Genomic DNA, 16,618 nt, shown 5'->3' on the forward strand with positions numbered 1-16,618 from the left:
TGGTTGAGGTTGCGATGTCGCGATAATCAAATTGTCGAAAAATGGGGTGGCCGAGTTGCCACCGAATGGGACTGAGGAAGATCTACTATCGGTTTGTCCAGGGGCCGATGAATCACCTTCCCCTGCCGAAATTCGCCAATTCGTTTTTGGGCGATTTTCACATACTTCTTTTCCTTGTCGCAGCCGATAAACTTTCGACCTTCGATAGCGCTGGCTAAAGCCGTTGACCCCGAGCCCATAAAGGGATCCACCACTACTCCGTTTGGGGGCGTCATTGCCCGTATACATCGTTGCACAAGCCCAACCGGAAATTGGCAAGGGTGAGCCGTTTTTTCGATGTGGGAGGACTTTACATTCGGAATATCCCAAACGTCGGATGGGTTTTTTCCGGCCGGATTCCCGCTCCACTCCCCCTTCTTTGGCCCTTTATAGTGTCGCTTACCCGGATATTTTTGCGGCACTCGAACGGCATCCAGATTGAAGAAATAATCAGCGCCCTTAGTGAACCAAAGAATGCTTTCGTGTCGGCCACTAAACCGCTTTGACGCATGAACACCGTGGCCGAAAGTCCAGACGATCCGATTTCGAAGCTTCAATTCTTTGTCATCAGCGAATATCCCATAGACGACTGCATCAAGAGGAATCACGGTCCCGGCTTTAACATGGTTGCCGACTTGCCAACAAATACTACCGCCGCTCTTGAGGGCTCGGACGAGCAGTGGCAGCAGACGTATATGCTCGCTTTTGAATTCCTCGATGCTTGAGGATTTTTCGTATTCCTTCCCCATGAAATAGGGGGGCGAGGCAATGATGAGGTCAACAGAATCAGCCTTTAGTTCTGACAAAAATTCGAAAGCATCCCCGTGCACAAGCTCAACTGGCAGCCTGCTTTGTGCGCCCCGCGACTGAATCTTCCCGTTGGCAAGCTTCTGGATGTGGTTGGGCATAATAATTTCCATCGGTACAACACCCAGAGCTATCATAGGAAGGCTAGCGGATCCAGAGGATTCTCTGTTAGGTTGCAGAAAGAAACAACCTTGCCGGCGGCTTCGAGGGGGGAGCGGGGGGATGAGCTATCAGATTACGTTACGGTCGAGCGCTGAACGCGAATCGTTAATCAATTCCGCTATAGCAGCAAGTAGGCAAACTCGCGAATTCTATGATTTTCGGAGTCAGCGGACTGAACTTCCGTTTGTCCGCCTACCGGAAAACGCTTTGGTCTATCGTATGGAGAATTTTCGAACCTTCATTGATCAAAAGGAATATGTCAGACGAGAGAATAAGCCCGCCGGCTTTTTTGGTACCGGGCAAGAAACGGAAAGCGTCCAGCAGCTTCAGCACGAAATACTCGCAAAACTTTCGCGTAAAGGCGTTGCCGATTCGGTCGTCCCAATTATCAATGTGCTTAAGACCGACAAACAAAGAGAGCCTCTCCTGATCTCGTTCAGGGGTGTGGTCGTAAACGGCAATCGTCGATTAGCCGGGATGCGAGAACTCCTGTTCGAGGATCCGCAAACGTTTGGCGTATTCTCCCACGTAGACTGTTTAGTTCTACCTCAGGATGCTACTCCGGATGAGATAGTCGATATCGAAGCCGCCCTACAAGCTAAGCCAGAGACTCGCCTGGACTACGATTGGATCGGCGAATGCCAGTTGATCGCCCGCCTCTTAGAAACCCACAAAAACATCGAGACTGTTGCTCTGCGACTTGACCGCAAAGAAGCGGAAATTAAAAATTACTTGGCCGCATTAACTGAGGCCAACCTCTATCTTCGCGATTGGGCTAAAGCTGAAGGAGAATACAGTCGCGTTGTGGATGCCTTTCAGCTCTTTAAAGATCTGCCGTCGAATGTTGAGGGGAAAAGTGCCAGCCTAGCCGAGGCCAGTCGCGCCATTGCTTGGAGCCTGTTTGACAAACGAAGTGATCTAAAGGAGCGGCTGTATGCTTTCAATGTCACGTTTGGTGCAAAGGCTGCTGATGTTCTAGATCGCGTCGCAAACAATCTAAATATGCCTCTCCAGGAAAAGGCGAAGCCCGCTGACGATGGAAGTTTCGATGTCGATTTCGAATCCGACGGAAAAGATTACGAGCCACTGATTCAGGCTTTAAAAAACCCGAAGACAAAGGAAGAGGCGACCGAAACTCTTTTAGACGTTTGCCGAGGAATACTAGAGACAGAGAGGGAGCTGAAGGGAGGCAACTCCGCTTTAAAGGCTGTCACACAGATTAACGCTCGATTGAAGGATGTTGATATTGGAGCATCCGATCCGAACACGCATGCTGCAATCGAGAAACAGCTGCTTGAGATACTAAGTCGGACGACCGGCCTGCGGACCATTCTTCAGAAATTGAGAGGCCCCGATATTGGTTGATTCGAGCTCGCCAGATATTTCCGACATAAATATAGAGTTCGATGCGGTGCGGCTTACAGGTCGCTTCGTTCGGCGTGCACCTGATGCCGACTCAATCTGGGACAGGTTGCGCGCGAAAGCTATCTCCGATGCCATGGAAGCGACAATAACTGATAATGTACTTGAGTTACCCTGGGCCAATGTTCTTTCGCTAGTTCGAGAATTCGGATCGCGTTCCCAGCAACAGCAATTCGGGTTTCGCTTTCGTCCTGTCGGCGCAGCTTCAGAAATGCTACGCAAATTCTCGGACGAGGTTAGAGCAACCAATCTGTTTAAAGCGACGGGAGTACCCTTTCAGGGGGACATTACGGGGCGACTTAGCGAACTCGGTTTTACAAAAAGATCCCTGAAGCCTTTTCAACTGAGAGATTTGCGACAATTACTGCAATTGCCTCATGGTGCAAATTTTTCAGTGCCGGGCGCCGGGAAGACAACCGTAACATTTGCTCTCCATCTTTTAGTCCACAGGCCGAATCAAAAGCTGGTGGTAATCGGGCCAAAATCTTCCTTTGCCGCTTGGCGAGAGGTTGTGGACCAATGCATGGATCCAACAATCTCAACGAACGCAATCGAGCAGTTTTGCATTCTTGAGGGCTCGGCCACCGATATCGATCAGCTTCTTCGGTCGGGCAATCAACGATATCTCATCTCCTACGATTTAGCGGTAAGACAGGCAGATTTGCTCGCCAGCTATCTCGCGCGAAACCCCGTGCATTTAGTGCTTGATGAGGCGCACAGAATGAAGGCTGGCCTCGCGTCGCAGCGTGGTGCGTTTTTATTGAACGTGGCGAGTCTGCCCGTCAGGCGCGACATACTTACCGGAACGCCCATGCCACAGGGTCCAAATGACTTAGCAGCGCAGTTGGGTTTCTTGTGGCCCGGGCAAGGGCTCGACCTGCAAATATCTCGTGGTCGCGTGCCGCGCGAAGTTTGCCAACATTTGTATGTTCGGACGACAAAGAATGAACTTGGTATACCTCCAGCAAAGCGCCATTTCATTCAGGTCCCAATGGCGCCCGGACATCTGGCTCTATATGCGGTCGTTCGCCGCGAGGCTTTGAGCCAATTAGCGCAGGTTACTTCAGCAAAAATCGGTAGCCAGATTGATTTTGTTGGTGCGCGACGATCCGTGATGCGCTTGCTTCAGTTATCTTCCAATCCAATCTTGGCGTTACAAGGTATGACCCGGGATATTGTGGGCTTGGATTCCGGAATTGCCGACCAAGTTATACTGGAAGGACCGTCTCTTAAGATGAGGGCAGTCGAAGATCATGTCCGGAGTTTGGTATCCGAGGGCAAGAAGGCGCTTGTTTGGACGATCTTCACCGACACTCTCCACGAACTTGAACGAATGTTGGCCGACTTAAACCCGGTATCTCTCTATGGCGACGTGCCGACCGGTAATGATAGTGACTTAAACAGCCGCGAGGGTCGCATACGACGCTTCCACGTTGATTCCTCTTGCCATGTCTTGATTGCCAATCCGGCCGCCGCAGGAGAGGGAATAAGCCTTCATACGGTTTGTCATGATGCGATATATTTGGATCGAAGCTACGTCTCCACGCATTATTTGCAGTCCATTGACCGAATACATCGCTTGGGACTTGCAGCTGGCACTGAGACCAATATCTCGATTTATCAGACCAAGGCGCCTGCCGGCTTAGGCAGTATCGACTTCTCAGTAAGTCGCCGTCTGCGAAGTAAGATCCGAGGCCTACAGCAGCTGCTTGATGACCCTGATTTGCATGAAGTTGCACTAGACGAGGAAGCCGCCGACGACCCCATAGATTATTCCGTTGATCTTCAAGATCTCGTCGATCTCGTCGCAGAACTTGAGGGCACCGCACGGAATTTGGACGAAGACGAAACGTAAATGCGCGACGGCGTTCAACGCATGTTTTCGATGAGCGCTTTTGAAGCATTAAAGCACCTTCGTTCTTATCGAAAAGCTCATCCACAACTCACTGATACTGATTTGATTGCCTTGACAACGAGAATGGAGATAGGTGCTCTTGACTACGACGCGGCAGCGATGCTTGACCTGCTAATTCCCGAAGCGTCTGAGATAGATCATCCTGTCCGCTTCCTTCGAGCATGCATCGAAGCGGCTCTCGTTCAAAATCCAATTTGGTCCAGATTGGTCACTTTGGGTCGTCAGAAATTTATTCAGAAAATAAGCCGAGATGAGGTGAGCTGCTTTCGGTGTGCACAATTGTTGGATGAGCCTCCGTCGGAAGAGACCGTTGCTTGGTGGGACAGGATTCAATCCAACGGTCGAACCATTAGCGCTGCCTCCGCGATGGATCAGGCGCGGAGGGCGGAAAGACTTTCGCTGGCCTTCGAAACTGAAAGACTGAAGATTTTGGGTATTTCGCGAGCGCCAACATGGATGGCGATTGAGGACAATACTGTCGGGTACGACATTCTGTCATTCGATGCGGGTGAAGCGGAACCAATATCGCGACTAATCGAAGTAAAGTCGTTCCGCGGCTCGGGTCGCTTTTATGTTACTCGGAACGAATGGAGGACGGCGTTGAAGTTTGGTCCACGATATGTATTCCACATTTGGGATATGGACAGAAATAAATTGCACGAGCGCACTGTCTCTGAACTGATGCCGCAGATCCCGACTGATGGCGACGGAGGCGAATGGAACAACGCAATATTAATTTTGCTGGCGGCTTAGTAGTCAAAACACTCATTGAGCACAGCTTCCGCCAGCTCGAAGCGGGTCGTAACTGCCTGAGTGCTATTAGTTCCATAGGTAATAGCTTTTAGAAATCGATCGTCGGAAAGTAAGTACTTAAATGCCAACCTAACGCGATCCCCTGACTTGGATTTGGTCGCAAGTTCGTCGCTATACCGCGCGATAAGTACTGAACAAACATCAAAAAGTGCAATGTTAAGCACGTTGCGGCGACCGTCGGGGTTTCCGAGAGACTTTCGAAATGCATGGTCTCCAAATAAATACCGGTTCATGCGCATTGATTCGCTGAATTTATTGCGCAGGCCAAGAAGTTCCGATTGCGGCAAAACATTCATCGCCTCTAGGCCAGATGCCAAGAACACCTCCATATCGCTCTTGTAAGACTTCCAACCATTTAGGAAAAACGAACAAAATCTGTTTATCGCTTCGCGATCACGCATCGCTTTGCGGTCCAGCGATTCGCCAGTCGCCAATTTAAACATTGTGCTATCGGCAGCGTGCTTTAGCCACAGGGTCGCGGGACCGTTATAAAGTGCATTGCGCATCTGTTGTCGTGTGAGAGGCACACCACTGTTAACGCGTTCGAAGATATCCAGCCTCGCTCGCTCTGGTGCCTTAGAATCAAGAATGTACGTAATGAGCTGAGTGTCGAGTAAACGCTCCTGCAGTTCAATCGCCAACTCAGAAAATTTCTTTCCATCCAGTAGGTGGGAGACATCCGCCGATTGCTGCGGAGCCAAATCTTTGAGCCGAAATAGTCCCTTCACGTATCTATGAAACGTAGTCAAACGCTGAAGCCCATCGACGACAATTATTCGGCCGTCTTTTGCCTCCGCGAGATAAAAAACGGGAAGCGGAATGCGCATAATACAGCTTTCGATCAGCTTCGATTGCTTATCCTCCGGCCATACAAAATCTCTCTGGAAATCCGGATCTAAAATGTATCGCTTGCTATCAATGCGGCGGATGACATCCGAGATTGAGCGAATTTCGTTGCGCACAAAGACTGAGTCGAGTGAGTACTCGCCCCATGAAGCGGACGGCGCATCATCGAACCCTTCGACCTCCGAAACTAACGCGATGGTCGTCATGAAGCTCCGTTTATGTGTTGCTTTCAACCTTAAGCGTCTCACCTTAAATTTAAAGCCCAGCAAAACCAAGGCTTTCCCTTCAACAAGGAGGGTAAAACCGATACGAAATTGGAGAAGGCCCACCGGCGATCTTGGTGGTATCGGCCTTTAGGAGGTGGCCAAGCGTCACCCGGCTTGCCTTGGGCGCGGCGGCATAGACCAAAGTGGTACGCACCATCGCTGTCTAGATCGATTCGGCGGCCATTACCGCGCCAAGAATAGCGCCAGGCCGCCTCACGATCAGATCGCGCTGCTGCCGCCGGGATCGTTAATGTACAAGCGTTGTCAACCATAGTTGGCGTAACGTCGCTTGCCTCCAGATGTCTCAAGGTCCGTGATTTCTCCAAAAGCCCGTAAAAGCTTGATGAAATTGAATTTAGGAACCTGCGGAACAATTGCCCCTCCATTTGCATTCGTCGTTTGCGTTACCTCATAGAATGCAAATTGGCAAGTGGGCTAATGGAACCGTGACCGATTTCGAATTCGGGCCATATAGCTGAGATGATGGAACTTTTTGGAACTTTTTGCTCAGTCTGCAGAACAAAAAGGCAGGGCTTGCACATTTGAGCAAACCGCGTTAGTGCAAATGCCAAATCGAGGGCCGATTGGCGGCATCGCGAAGACTGGCTGGCAGCAAAAGAAAAATGAATAGTTCGTTTGAATACAGATCCTACTGCGTCGAAAATGATGGCCCACTCTATACTGCGAGACCGATGGATGGGGACGAGATGACGCTGCGGTCTGCCTATCTCATCAGCATCATGAAAGGCGTCGATGCCCTCTGGGACGCCATGGACCTTGTGGCAAAGAAAGCATCCACTGACAGCCTTCCAGTCTGGATCAAGGACTGGCTCAAGAATCCATCAAGCTTCATCGATCTCGATCTCGCCAATGGCGCCGCTCCATTTACGGAGCCGGCGAGCATCCTGCCGTTCCCCAAAATTCCTCTTTCGATAGTTACGAAGGCTGCTGCAAGTGGCGCCGCCCTCGTAGTACTTGCACCCTTGGTGGCAGATTTGGCGACTGTCTTGTAGATGTAGGGAACGTTAGGAGGCGAGCGGTAGGGAGGCTCGCCTTTTCTTTGGGGCGACAAATGAAAAAAAACTTTGAGTATCGCCACTACGCGATCTCGCACCTCGGTTCGAACTTCATCGCCAAGTCTCAGGACGGCGACGATGTGGCGCTGGTGTCGGTTGATGTTCAGCGACTGATTTTCGCAATCGACAAACTGTGGGATGGCTTGGAGAGCGGATACTCGCCGGCATGGTTCAAGCAGCTTCCCATTCATGTGCTCGATCTCGATGATCCAGCTTTCGCCAGACACTTCCCTCCGATCACAGAAACCGTACCGATCGGGCTGTCGCTGATTCCGAGCATCTCCTATGCCGTGATGGCTCTGTTTGTCACATTACCGATCGCCTTCTTTATGCATCGGTTGATCGTGGCTTCCGAGCCCGAGGTAATCTTCACTCTCGCGGTTTGCACAGCGGCAATGGGATTCGGCACCGTGCCAGCCCTCGTGCTCACGGTTCTTTCGGCGGTGGCGTACAACTTCAGCATTGTTCCGCCGGTCACAGAGTTTAGCTTCCCGACCGTCTGCGAGATCGTATACCTGATGATCAATGTGAGCGTATCGATTGTGGTACCGTGGGCGCTCAGGAAGGTGGGCGAGCACCAACGAGCTGCGGCTCAAGGCCGTATAGCCAACATCTCTTAGTCATGTCGCGCGTTCCGTTGCCTCCAGGGAAGCCGATCGCGTGCTCCGGCCGGCCTTCTCTGAGCATGCGCTCGTTCCTGATCGCGCCAGCAGCTGCATCGTAGAATTTGCCGGCGCGGTTGCGTCTCACCACGGCGCCGGACCTTGTGATGTTGTCCCAGTCTGCAGGGTAGGGGTCGAATGCGACTCCGCGGTCCTCAGCCCATTCCCTGGCCAGCCTGTCGGTTCCGGACGCTTCCCCCTCAATGATGCAGCTTATCATGGAGCGCGCATCCTGTGCGTCCAGAACGCGATACAGCCATCTTCTGTCGCGGAAGTTTCGGCCGCCGAAAACTAATACCCTCATTTAGTGCATCGCCTTCGGACCCATAGCAAAGGCGTGAAGCCTGGCCTTGAGCGTTTCGTCGTTCTCGTCGGTCTGACGCTCCGTGAGGTAGCACTTCGCGACATAGTCGAGGAGTTCTCCGCTTACGGGATCTAGCTGAACCTGGATGATCTCGGGGCGCAGTTGATCCCTGACACGCGATGCCGGGAATGTGCGCTCCATCCGCTGGAGTCCGGGGTTGGTGCAGATCACCTTCACCTCACCGGCACCCACAGCCTCAACGACCTTGAAGTAGACGCCGGTCGCTGACTTCATTCCAGACAGCTTTGTCAGAGCCATGCCAGCGATGCGGCCGAGGAGTTCTTTGTTGTCTTGTTCCATTACTTCACCTTGGCAGCCTTGCTTAGCCAGCTCAGCTGCTCTCCAATTTTCAGTCCATCCATCGGGATGCCAATTTCGTAAAAACGTGTCCACAGGAATTGCATCAGGCCAGACCGATAGATCTGTCCTGCAAGGATCAAGAGCCTCCCGCCATGGATTCCTAGTAGACCCGGTCGCCGAACCCGATCTCGTTTCCGTTCTTGTCGATGCCGCTCATCGGCGTGGTCATCGTCTTCTCCATGAAGTAAGGTCAATTGTTCTGGGGAAGGCGGGTTTCTCGCGTACCAGTTTCGTACCAGAAACGAGTGTTAAAGGGTGAACGAGGTGCGAACATGTGACGTCTGATGCATTGATATTGCTGCAGAAAAATCTGACGTCGTAAACCCGCCGTATTCGGCGTGTTAACCGGAGGCCCTGCGAGCGGCGGATTACCCCGTACCGTGTACGATGTCGCGAGCCCGATTCGCCTTTTAAAGCCGCGAGATGCTTCGAACCATTGCCCTGACCGGTTTTGCGGCCCTCGTGGCCGCCTCAGCGATCTCGCTTGCGCCGCCGGCGCACGCGCAGATCGGCAATATCTTTTCCGAACCCCCGCCGCGTCCGCCCGGTGCCATTCCGCGTGGCTATCAGCAGCAGCAGCCCGACGACGAAGAGGACGTGCCGGAATTGCCGCAGGGCCGGCTGTTGCCGACCCCCAACCGTCCGCTGCCGGGGCAGGGCGTGCCGCCCCCCGGTGCGGTGACGTCTCAGCCGCTGGCGCCGCCGCCCGGTACCACCGTCATTCCCCAAAATGCCCCGCCGGGGATCGCGGTCGCGCCGCCGCAGCCCAACCAGGGCGTCGCGGTCGCGCCGCCGGCCGCCAACCCGCTGCCCGGACTGCCGCCGGGGCAGCACCAGCCCAAGGGCGTGCCGCAGGCGCCGGCCACGTTGCAGCCCGGTGACGAGGTGGTCACCGAACCGCCGGCGCAGAAGATCGTCAACAAGAAGGCGAGTTTTTCGGGCCTCGACAAGATCACCGGCCGCATCATCAATTTCGACGAGGATATCGGCGAGACCGTCCAGTTCGGCGCGTTGCGCGTCAAGACCGACGCCTGTTACACGCGTCCGGCCACCGAAGCCGCCAATACCGACGCCTTTGTCGAGGTCGACGAGATCACGCTGCAGGGCGAAGTGAAGCGGATTTTTTCGGGCTGGATGTTCGCGGCAAGCCCCGGCCTGCACGGCGTCGAGCATCCGATCTACGACATCTGGCTGACCGACTGCAAAAACCCGGAAACCACCGTCGTCAGCGCCGCGCCGGCCGATGTGCCGAAGCCGGCGCCGCCTCCGGTCCAGAAACGCGCGCCACCGAAGCCGCGTCCACCGCCGCTGCAGCCCGCGCCGTTCCCGGCCTTCAGGCAATAACGTGTCCGGACGCGGTGCAGCGTCCGGAGAACGTTCACCCCCGCGCCGCGATGATCTGAAGCGCCCGCAGGCCGCTGATCGGCCGGTCGACCGGTAATGTCGAAAAATCCGCCTCGCCTGCAATCGCCCTGTCGAGCAGGGCGGTGTAGCGCCGCCGCGAGATCTCGACCGCGCCGAAGCTGCGCAGGTGCTCGGTGACATACTGGGTGTCGAGCAACTCGAATCCTCCCGCGATCAGCCGCGCCACCAGATGCACCAGCGCCACTTTCGAGGCGTCGCGGGCGCGATGAAACATGCTTTCGCCGAAGAAGGCTCCGCCGAGACTGACGCCGTACAGGCCGCCGACAAGGTCGTCATCGTCCCAGACCTCGACGCTGTGGGCGTGCCCGAGTTCGTGCAGTCCGATGTAGAGATCGCGGATCCGCTTGTTGATCCAGGTGTCGTCGCGGCCTGCCTGCGGCGCCGCGCAGCCTGATATTACCGCCTTGAAGGCGGTGTTGACGGTGACGGTGAAGGCGTCGGAGCGCACCGTACGCGCCAGGCGCGAGGCGATGCGAAAGCCGTCGAGCGGAATCACGCCGCGCATTTCCGGCTCGACCCAGAACAACGTCGGATCGTCGGCACTTTCGGCCATCGGGAAGATGCCGCAGGCGTAAGCGCGTAGCAGCACTTCGGGGGTGATCTCGGAAGCGGCGGAGTCGCGTGACGTCATGGGCGCGAGGATAGCAGGCGGAAAACGGCCGTGCGATGGCCGGATCATCAATGCCGCGTGTCACGCCCGCCGGTGGCCGGCCCGCGCACCACCGCCGCTAGCTGGCGGCCGCGCTGGCGGGCGTGGTTGCGGGCGCGCTGACGCGGCGAAACCGCAGCACGATGCGGGTCCCGGCATGGGCCGGGTCGCGCTCGACGCTGGCATCGAGCTTGGACGCCATCGCGGTGACGATGCGCTGCCCCATGCCGGTGGAACGCGGGTCGGTCTTGACATTGAGGCCGACGCCGTTGTCGGCAATCGACAACACCACATTGTCGCCCTCCGCATTGAGGACGATGTGAATAGGGCCGGCGCCGTCGGGGTAGGCGTATTTTACGGCGTTCATGACGAGCTCATTGACGATGATGCCGATCGCTACCGCCCGGTCCGGATCGATTTCGATCTGTTCGGCCTTCAGGGTCAGCCGCGACATCCGGTTGCCCTCGGCGGACCTCCTGAGATCCTCGAGCAGGGCGTCGAGATACTGATTCAGCAGCACGCTCTTGAGGTCGTGCGAGGTGTAGAGCCGGCGGTGCACCTGCGCTACGGCGGCGACCCGCCCCATCGCATTGGTCAGCGCCACCTTGACGTCCTCCTGGGTGCTTGAATTGGCCTGCAGGTGCAACAGCGAAGCGATGATCTGCAAGCTGTTGCCGACGCGGTGGTTGACCTCGCGCAGCAGCACCTCGCGCTCGGCGGCCAGCGCGGCGTAGCGGTCGCGCGAGGCGTGGACTTCGGCCTCGGCGTCGTCGCGGGCCTTCCGGATGCGCGCCTGCCGCAGCGCGCCGTCGATGGCGACGTGGAGCAGGGGAATGAAATCGCCCTGGACATCCTTGACCAGATAGTCGGCGGCACCGGCCTTCAATGCGGTGACGGCAATGCTGGAATCCTGCGCGGCGGTGACGAATACCACCGGCGGCGAATTCGGGATCGCCAGGATCCGCTCGAGGGTTTCGAGGCCGTCGAGGCCGGGCATGTATTGGTCGAGCGCGATGACGTCGATGTCGCCCTGCTCGAGGCGATCGAGCCCGTGTTGGCCGCTGGCCGCATGAACGACGTTGAAACCGAGCCGCGTCATGCCGCGGTCGACCAGCCGGGCGAGCGCCTCGTCATCGTCGATATAGAGCAGCGTGGGCATGGCGGAGGTCATATGGCGGCTGACGGAACCTGAATGACGGAGAAGAACAGCCCGAGCTGGCGAATCGCGTTGGCAAAGCTTTCGTAGTTCACCGGCTTGGTGATGTAGACGTTGCAGCCGAGTTCATAGCAGCGCTTGATTTCCTGGGAATCGTCGGTCGTGGTGAGCACCACCACTGGCGCACATTTGAGATATTTGTTGTCCTTGAGGCGGCGCAAGATCTCGATGCCGGTCATGTCAGGCAGATTCAGATCGAGCAAAATCAACAGCGCGTGGCCCTTTTGATCGAGGCCGGTGCCATCGCTGCCAAATAGATAGTTCACCGCCGCCGTACCGTTGGTGAACGGTATGATCTGGTTATTGACTCCGGACCGGCGGATGTTTCGCTCGATCAGACGGGCGTGTCCCTCGTCGTCCTCGATCATGATGATGGTAACTGGTTTGCTCATGAATCCCTGTTCCGGTTACTGGCGGTCCAGCCAATGGGCAGTGTTATCGTGAATGTGCTGCCATTGTGAAGGTCCGATGCGACTGACATGGTTCCACCCAGGCGCCGCACCAGGGCCCTGACATGGGCAAGTCCTATTCCCTGACCGGGCTTGTCCTGGGTACCGGCGCGGCGAAAAAGGTCGAAAATCCGCTGGTGGTCCCTGGGATCGATGCCGCGCCCATTGTCGGCGATCTCGAAAATCGCAAAGCCCAGCTTTGTCCGGCCCCGAACCGAGATTTCGCCGGGAACTCCGGGCTTGAGATATTTGATGGCATTGTCGATCAGGTTCGAGAAAATCTGTTCGATCGCGAGGCGGTCGCTGATGATTTCCGGCAATGGCTCGATGTGAATCTGAGCATTGGCATCGGCGGCCTGATGGGCAACCGTTGCGACGATGCCTTCGATCAGTTCGCGGGTATCGATCCGCACCGGTTCGAACTCGCGCCGCCCCTCGCGGGTCAGATTGAGGATGGCGGTGATCAGGCGGTCCATCTTGGCGATCGACGATTTGATGAAACCCAGGGCCTCGGTGAAATCCTGCGACAGCTGTTTGTCGTCATCGTCGAGCACCGGTTCGGTGTCGCTGGCATCAGCCGGCACCAGCGGCGCCGAAGCCGCGTCGCGGCCGAGCGTCGCGATTCGCCTGAAAATATCGCCGCGCAATTCCTCGAGTTCGCTGGTGAAACCCATGATGTTCACCAGCGGCGAACGCAGATCGTGGCTGACGATATAGGCAAAGCGCTGGATTTCGTTGTTGGCCTCGCGGAGGTCGGCGGTGCGTTCGTCGACCGTAGCTTCCAGATTGAGGTTGTTGTCGCGCAACCGCGCTTCGGCGTTGTCGCGTGCACGCGCCGAGCGCCGCACCAGAAAAATCGAGATGGCCGCCAGCACGACGACGAAGCCTGAACCGATCCCGGTCATCGAGGCTGCCAAGGTCTGGCTGCGGTCGGCGTTTGTGGTGCGCTCGATAAACAGACGATCTTCTTCGGCGCGCATCTGGCCAGCCAGATCATCGATGTGGTTCATGGTGTCGCGGCCAATGTCCTCGCGCACGATCCGGGTGGCGTCGTCCATGCGCTGCGTGCGCGCGAGTTCGATCGCCTTGCGGAATTCCTCGATCTGCTGATTGACGAGAGGAAGCATTTCGTCGAGGAGCCGCTTTTGAATGGGGTTGTCGCCTGCGAGTGCGCCGAGCCGCTTCAATGCAGGTGTCAGCAGGGACGCGGCTTTTTCAAAATCGATCTGAAAATCCGGCAGCAAGGTCGAAAGATAGCCGCGCTCGGTGCTTTCGGCGCGCTGCAACTGCAGTTGGCTGAACGATATCTGGTTTTCGACTTCCACGGTGTGCAGCACCCAGCGGGCGTCGTCGCGCGCCTTGTTGACCAGGTAAACCGAGCCGGCGCTGATCACCGTCAGCACCACGAGGCCCGCCGCAAGCAGCAGGATTTGCCCAATCGCGCGCCGGCGCGTGACATCAGGCGTCACAACAGTCTCGCGTCATGAAGCAACAAGATTCAAGCAGGCCCCCGGACGGGAAGGTTTCCCAACCGGGCCAAACGCTCGTTCGCGCAATTGGTTCCATCGACTTAGAGGGGTTTTGGACGTTGGACAGCCGCTCAACCGGCCGGCTGTCCGGCCAGATACTGTTCCAGCCAGTGGATATGGTAGTCGCCGTCGATAATGGCGGGTTCCCGAACCAGCGCCCGAAACAGCGGGAGCGTGGTCTCGATGCCTTCCACCACCATCTCATCGAGCGCCCGCCGCAGCCGCATCAGGCATTCGGCGCGGGTCTTGCCATGGACGATCAGCTTGCCGACCAGCGAGTCATAATAAGGCGGGATCACGTAACCCTGGTAGACGGCGGAATCGATCCGCACCCCGAGGCCGCCCGGCGGGTGATATTGCAGGATCTTGCCGGGCGAGGGGCGGAAGGTCACGGGGTTTTCGGCGTTGATGCGGCACTCGATGGAGTGGCCGTTGATGACGACTTCATCCTGCGTCACCGGCAGATCGCCGCCGGCGGCGATGCGGATCTGCTCCAGCACGAGGTCGATACCGGTGATCATCTCGGTGACGGGATGTTCGACCTGGATGCGGGTATTCATCTCGATGAAGTAGAATTCGCCCTCTTCATAGAGAAACTCCACGGTGCCGACGCCGAGATACTTTATCTCCTGCATCGCTTTCGCCACCGTGGCGCCGATTTTCGCGCGCGCGGCGGCATCGAGCGCCGGCGAAGGACCTTCCTCCCAGACCTTCTGATGGCGTCGCTGCAGCGAGCAATCGCGCTCGCCGAGATGGATGGCGCCGCCGTGGCCATCGCCGAGCACCTGTATTTCGATGTGCCGGGGCTTCTGCAGGTATTTTTCGAGATAGACCGAGGCATCGCCGAACGCCGATTTGGCTTCGTTGGCGGCGGTGGAGAGTGCCAGCATCAGGTCGTCGGCGGTCTGCGCGACCTTCATGCCGCGCCCGCCGCCGCCGGAGGCGGCCTTCACCAACACCGGAAAGCCGATGGCCTGCGCGATCGCCATCGCGTCGTCTTCGGGACCAACCCCGCCGTCGGAGCCGGGCACCACGGGAATGCCGAGCTTCTTCGCGGTCTTCTTGGCCTCGATCTTGTCGCCCATCAGGCGGATGTGTTCGGCCTTCGGCCCGATGAAATCCAGATTGTGCTCGGCGAGGATTTCGGCAAAGCGGGCATTTTCCGACAGGAAGCCGTAACCGGGATGCACCGCGTCGGCGCCGGTGATTTCGCAGGCCGCCAGCAGCGCGGGGATGTTGAGATAGCTGTCCTTTGACGGCGGCGGACCGATGCAGACGCTCTCGTCGGCAAGCCGTACATGCATGGCGTCCGCGTCGGCGGTGGAATGCACCGCGACGGTGGCGATGCCGAGTTCCTTGCACGCCCGCAGAATACGCAGGGCGATTTCGCCGCGATTGGCTATCAGGATCTTGTCGAACATGTTGTCCTAAATGGCGAATAGCGAACAGCAAATGGCGAGTGGCAAGAGCGCAAAAACCATTCGCTATTCGCCACTCGCCATTCGCCTCTACTCAATGATCACCAGCGGTTCGCCGAATTCGACCGGCTGGCCGTCCTCGATGAGAATCTGCGTCACGGTGCCCGCGCGCGGCGATGGAATCTGGTTCATCGTCTTCATGGCTTCGATGATCAGCAGCGTCTGTCCGACCGACACCTTGGAGCCGACTTCGATGAACGGCTTGGCGCCGGGCTCGGAAGCCCAATAGGCGGTGCCGACCATCGGCGAGGGCACCACGCCCGGATGCTTGGCGATGTCGGCGACATCGGGCAGCGCCGCTATTGCCGGCGCGGACGCGGCGGGCTGAACGGCCTGCGGCATCGATGCTGCAATGCTGATGTTGCGCGCGACCCGCACCCGCAGGCCCGCGCGCTCGATCTCGATCTCGGTGAGGCTGGTCTCGTCCAGCAGCAAGGCGAGTTCGCGGATCAGCGCGCTGTCGTCGCTGGTGAATTTTGCGGCTGTTTTGTCGTCAGGCTGGCGCGCCATGAGCTTGATCCGGGGCTTTCTGTTTGGTGACGAGCGGAGCGTCAGGGTTTCGCCGTGACGCCGATCCGGGCGGCAAGACCTGATATCGCGAGCCTGTAACCCTCGATACCGAAGCCAGAAAGCGTTGCGAAAGCGGCCTTGGCGGTGAAGGAATGATGGCGGAAATTCTCGCGGGCGTGAATATTGCTGATGTGCACTTCGACGGCCGGAATCTTCACGGCCACCAAGGCGTCATGCAGCGCGATCGATGTGTGCGAGTAGGCCCCGGCATTGATGATGATCCCGGCCGCCTTTTTGGCATGGGCCTCGTGGATGAAATCGATCAACTCGCCTTCGTGGTTGGACTGCCGGCAATCGGCGCTCAGGCCGAATAGCGCCGACGTGTCCACGCACAGTTTCTCGACATCGGCGAGCGTCGCATGGCCATAGGTCTCGGGCTCGCGGGTCCCCAACAAATTAAGGTTGGGGCCGTTGAGCACGTAAATCGTCTCGGCAGCACTGTTGGCCATCCAGATCCCGGCAATGTGGCGGTGGTGGCGGGGTTATAGGTAACAACAGGCCCGAGGGGAAGCCTTTAGGCCGTCCGGCAGACCCCTCAAACGCCTCATCCGGTTGTTGAAAAGCGGTGCG

18 protein-coding genes are annotated in these 16,618 nt (G+C 57.1%); 6 read left to right on the top strand and 12 right to left on the bottom strand.

What is annotated here, in order from left to right; all coding sequences use genetic code 11:
* Positions 1-26: 26 nt before the first annotated feature.
* Positions 27-947: a DNA-methyltransferase gene (locus B5527_RS16990; RefSeq protein ID WP_079607332.1), complete on the bottom strand. Its 921-nt coding sequence runs from the start codon at positions 945-947 to the stop codon at positions 27-29.
* A gap of 121 nt (positions 948-1,068) precedes the next feature.
* Between B5527_RS16990 and B5527_RS16995 the strand changes: the two genes are divergently transcribed.
* The 3 genes from B5527_RS16995 to B5527_RS17005 are packed head-to-tail and all read left to right on the top strand — an operon-like array spanning position 1,069 to position 5,098.
* Entirely contained in the window at positions 1,069-2,373 is a 1,305-nt protein-coding gene (locus B5527_RS16995) for a hypothetical protein (RefSeq protein ID WP_154072307.1), read from the top strand.
* Positions 2,366-4,285: a DEAD/DEAH box helicase gene (locus B5527_RS17000; protein ID WP_079602550.1), complete on the top strand. Its 1,920-nt coding sequence runs from the start codon at positions 2,366-2,368 to the stop codon at positions 4,283-4,285. Before B5527_RS16995 ends, B5527_RS17000 begins: the two co-directional genes overlap by 8 nt.
* Positions 4,286-5,098 (top strand): DUF3883 domain-containing protein, encoded by an 813-nt coding sequence (locus tag B5527_RS17005; protein ID WP_079602551.1) that lies wholly within the window; start codon positions 4,286-4,288, stop codon positions 5,096-5,098. It begins immediately after the preceding gene.
* On the opposite strand, the gene B5527_RS17010 is transcribed toward B5527_RS17005, so the two are convergent.
* Positions 5,095-6,210 carry a DUF262 domain-containing protein gene (locus B5527_RS17010; RefSeq protein WP_079607333.1) on the bottom strand — a complete coding sequence of 372 codons (1,116 nt, stop codon included), beginning with the start codon at positions 6,208-6,210 and terminating at the stop codon, positions 5,095-5,097. The genes B5527_RS17005 and B5527_RS17010 overlap by 4 nt on opposite strands.
* 767 nt (positions 6,211-6,977) lie before the next feature.
* Here B5527_RS17010 and B5527_RS17015 point away from each other — a divergent pair.
* Positions 6,978-7,283 carry a hypothetical protein gene (locus B5527_RS17015; protein WP_154072308.1) on the top strand — a complete coding sequence of 102 codons (306 nt, stop codon included), beginning with the start codon at positions 6,978-6,980 and terminating at the stop codon, positions 7,281-7,283.
* 59 nt (positions 7,284-7,342) lie between these two features.
* Positions 7,343-7,966, top strand: coding sequence for a DUF4118 domain-containing protein (locus tag B5527_RS17020; protein WP_079602553.1), 624 nt, complete (start codon positions 7,343-7,345; stop codon positions 7,964-7,966).
* On the opposite strand, the gene B5527_RS47640 is transcribed toward B5527_RS17020, so the two are convergent.
* The 3 genes from B5527_RS47640 to B5527_RS47645 are packed head-to-tail and all read right to left on the bottom strand — an operon-like array spanning position 7,905 to position 8,926.
* A complete protein-coding gene (locus tag B5527_RS47640; RefSeq protein ID WP_079602554.1) occupies positions 7,905-8,312 on the bottom strand; it encodes a DUF2493 domain-containing protein in 408 nt (135 codons plus the stop codon). The two genes, B5527_RS17020 and B5527_RS47640, sit on opposite strands and share 62 nt — an antisense overlap.
* Positions 8,313-8,672 (bottom strand): hypothetical protein, encoded by a 360-nt coding sequence (locus B5527_RS17030; RefSeq protein WP_079602555.1) that lies wholly within the window; start codon positions 8,670-8,672, stop codon positions 8,313-8,315.
* On the bottom strand, positions 8,672-8,926 hold the full coding sequence (locus tag B5527_RS47645) for a DUF6884 domain-containing protein (protein WP_425305077.1): 255 nt from the start codon (positions 8,924-8,926) through the stop codon (positions 8,672-8,674). Before B5527_RS47645 ends, B5527_RS17030 begins: the two co-directional genes overlap by 1 nt.
* 229 nt (positions 8,927-9,155) lie before the next feature.
* Here B5527_RS47645 and B5527_RS17035 point away from each other — a divergent pair, with 229 nt between their 5' ends.
* A complete protein-coding gene (locus B5527_RS17035) occupies positions 9,156-10,076 on the top strand; it encodes a DUF2155 domain-containing protein (protein ID WP_079602556.1) in 921 nt (306 codons plus the stop codon).
* A gap of 34 nt (positions 10,077-10,110) precedes the next feature.
* Here B5527_RS17035 and aat read toward each other — a convergent pair whose 3' ends face one another.
* The 7 genes from aat to aroQ form a co-directional block, all read right to left on the bottom strand.
* The gene (aat, locus tag B5527_RS17040) at positions 10,111-10,788 is read right to left on the bottom strand and encodes a leucyl/phenylalanyl-tRNA--protein transferase (RefSeq protein WP_079602557.1); all 678 of its coding nucleotides are present in this window, start codon (positions 10,786-10,788) and stop codon (positions 10,111-10,113) included.
* A 97-nt stretch (positions 10,789-10,885) separates the two neighbouring features.
* Entirely contained in the window at positions 10,886-11,977 is a 1,092-nt protein-coding gene (locus B5527_RS17045; RefSeq protein WP_079602558.1) for a sensor histidine kinase, read from the bottom strand.
* Positions 11,974-12,414, bottom strand: a complete 441-nt coding sequence (locus tag B5527_RS17050; RefSeq protein ID WP_079602559.1) for a response regulator — start codon at positions 12,412-12,414, stop codon at positions 11,974-11,976. The genes B5527_RS17045 and B5527_RS17050 overlap by 4 nt, the downstream gene beginning before the upstream one ends.
* Entirely contained in the window at positions 12,411-13,940 is a 1,530-nt protein-coding gene (locus B5527_RS17055; protein WP_079602560.1) for a sensor histidine kinase, read from the bottom strand. The genes B5527_RS17050 and B5527_RS17055 overlap by 4 nt, the downstream gene beginning before the upstream one ends.
* A gap of 131 nt (positions 13,941-14,071) precedes the next feature.
* A complete protein-coding gene (gene accC, locus B5527_RS17060; RefSeq protein WP_079602561.1) occupies positions 14,072-15,421 on the bottom strand; it encodes an acetyl-CoA carboxylase biotin carboxylase subunit in 1,350 nt (449 codons plus the stop codon).
* Between the two features lie 87 nt (positions 15,422-15,508).
* Positions 15,509-15,988: an acetyl-CoA carboxylase biotin carboxyl carrier protein gene (gene accB, locus B5527_RS17065; protein ID WP_079602562.1), complete on the bottom strand. Its 480-nt coding sequence runs from the start codon at positions 15,986-15,988 to the stop codon at positions 15,509-15,511.
* Between the two features lie 41 nt (positions 15,989-16,029).
* Positions 16,030-16,497, bottom strand: coding sequence for a type II 3-dehydroquinate dehydratase (gene aroQ, locus B5527_RS17070; protein ID WP_079602563.1), 468 nt, complete (start codon positions 16,495-16,497; stop codon positions 16,030-16,032).
* Between the last annotated feature and the right edge of the window lie 121 nt (positions 16,498-16,618).

The sequence above is a fragment of the Bradyrhizobium erythrophlei genome (genome assembly GCF_900129425.1).
Classification (GTDB): Bacteria; Pseudomonadota; Alphaproteobacteria; order Rhizobiales; family Xanthobacteraceae; genus Bradyrhizobium; species Bradyrhizobium erythrophlei_C.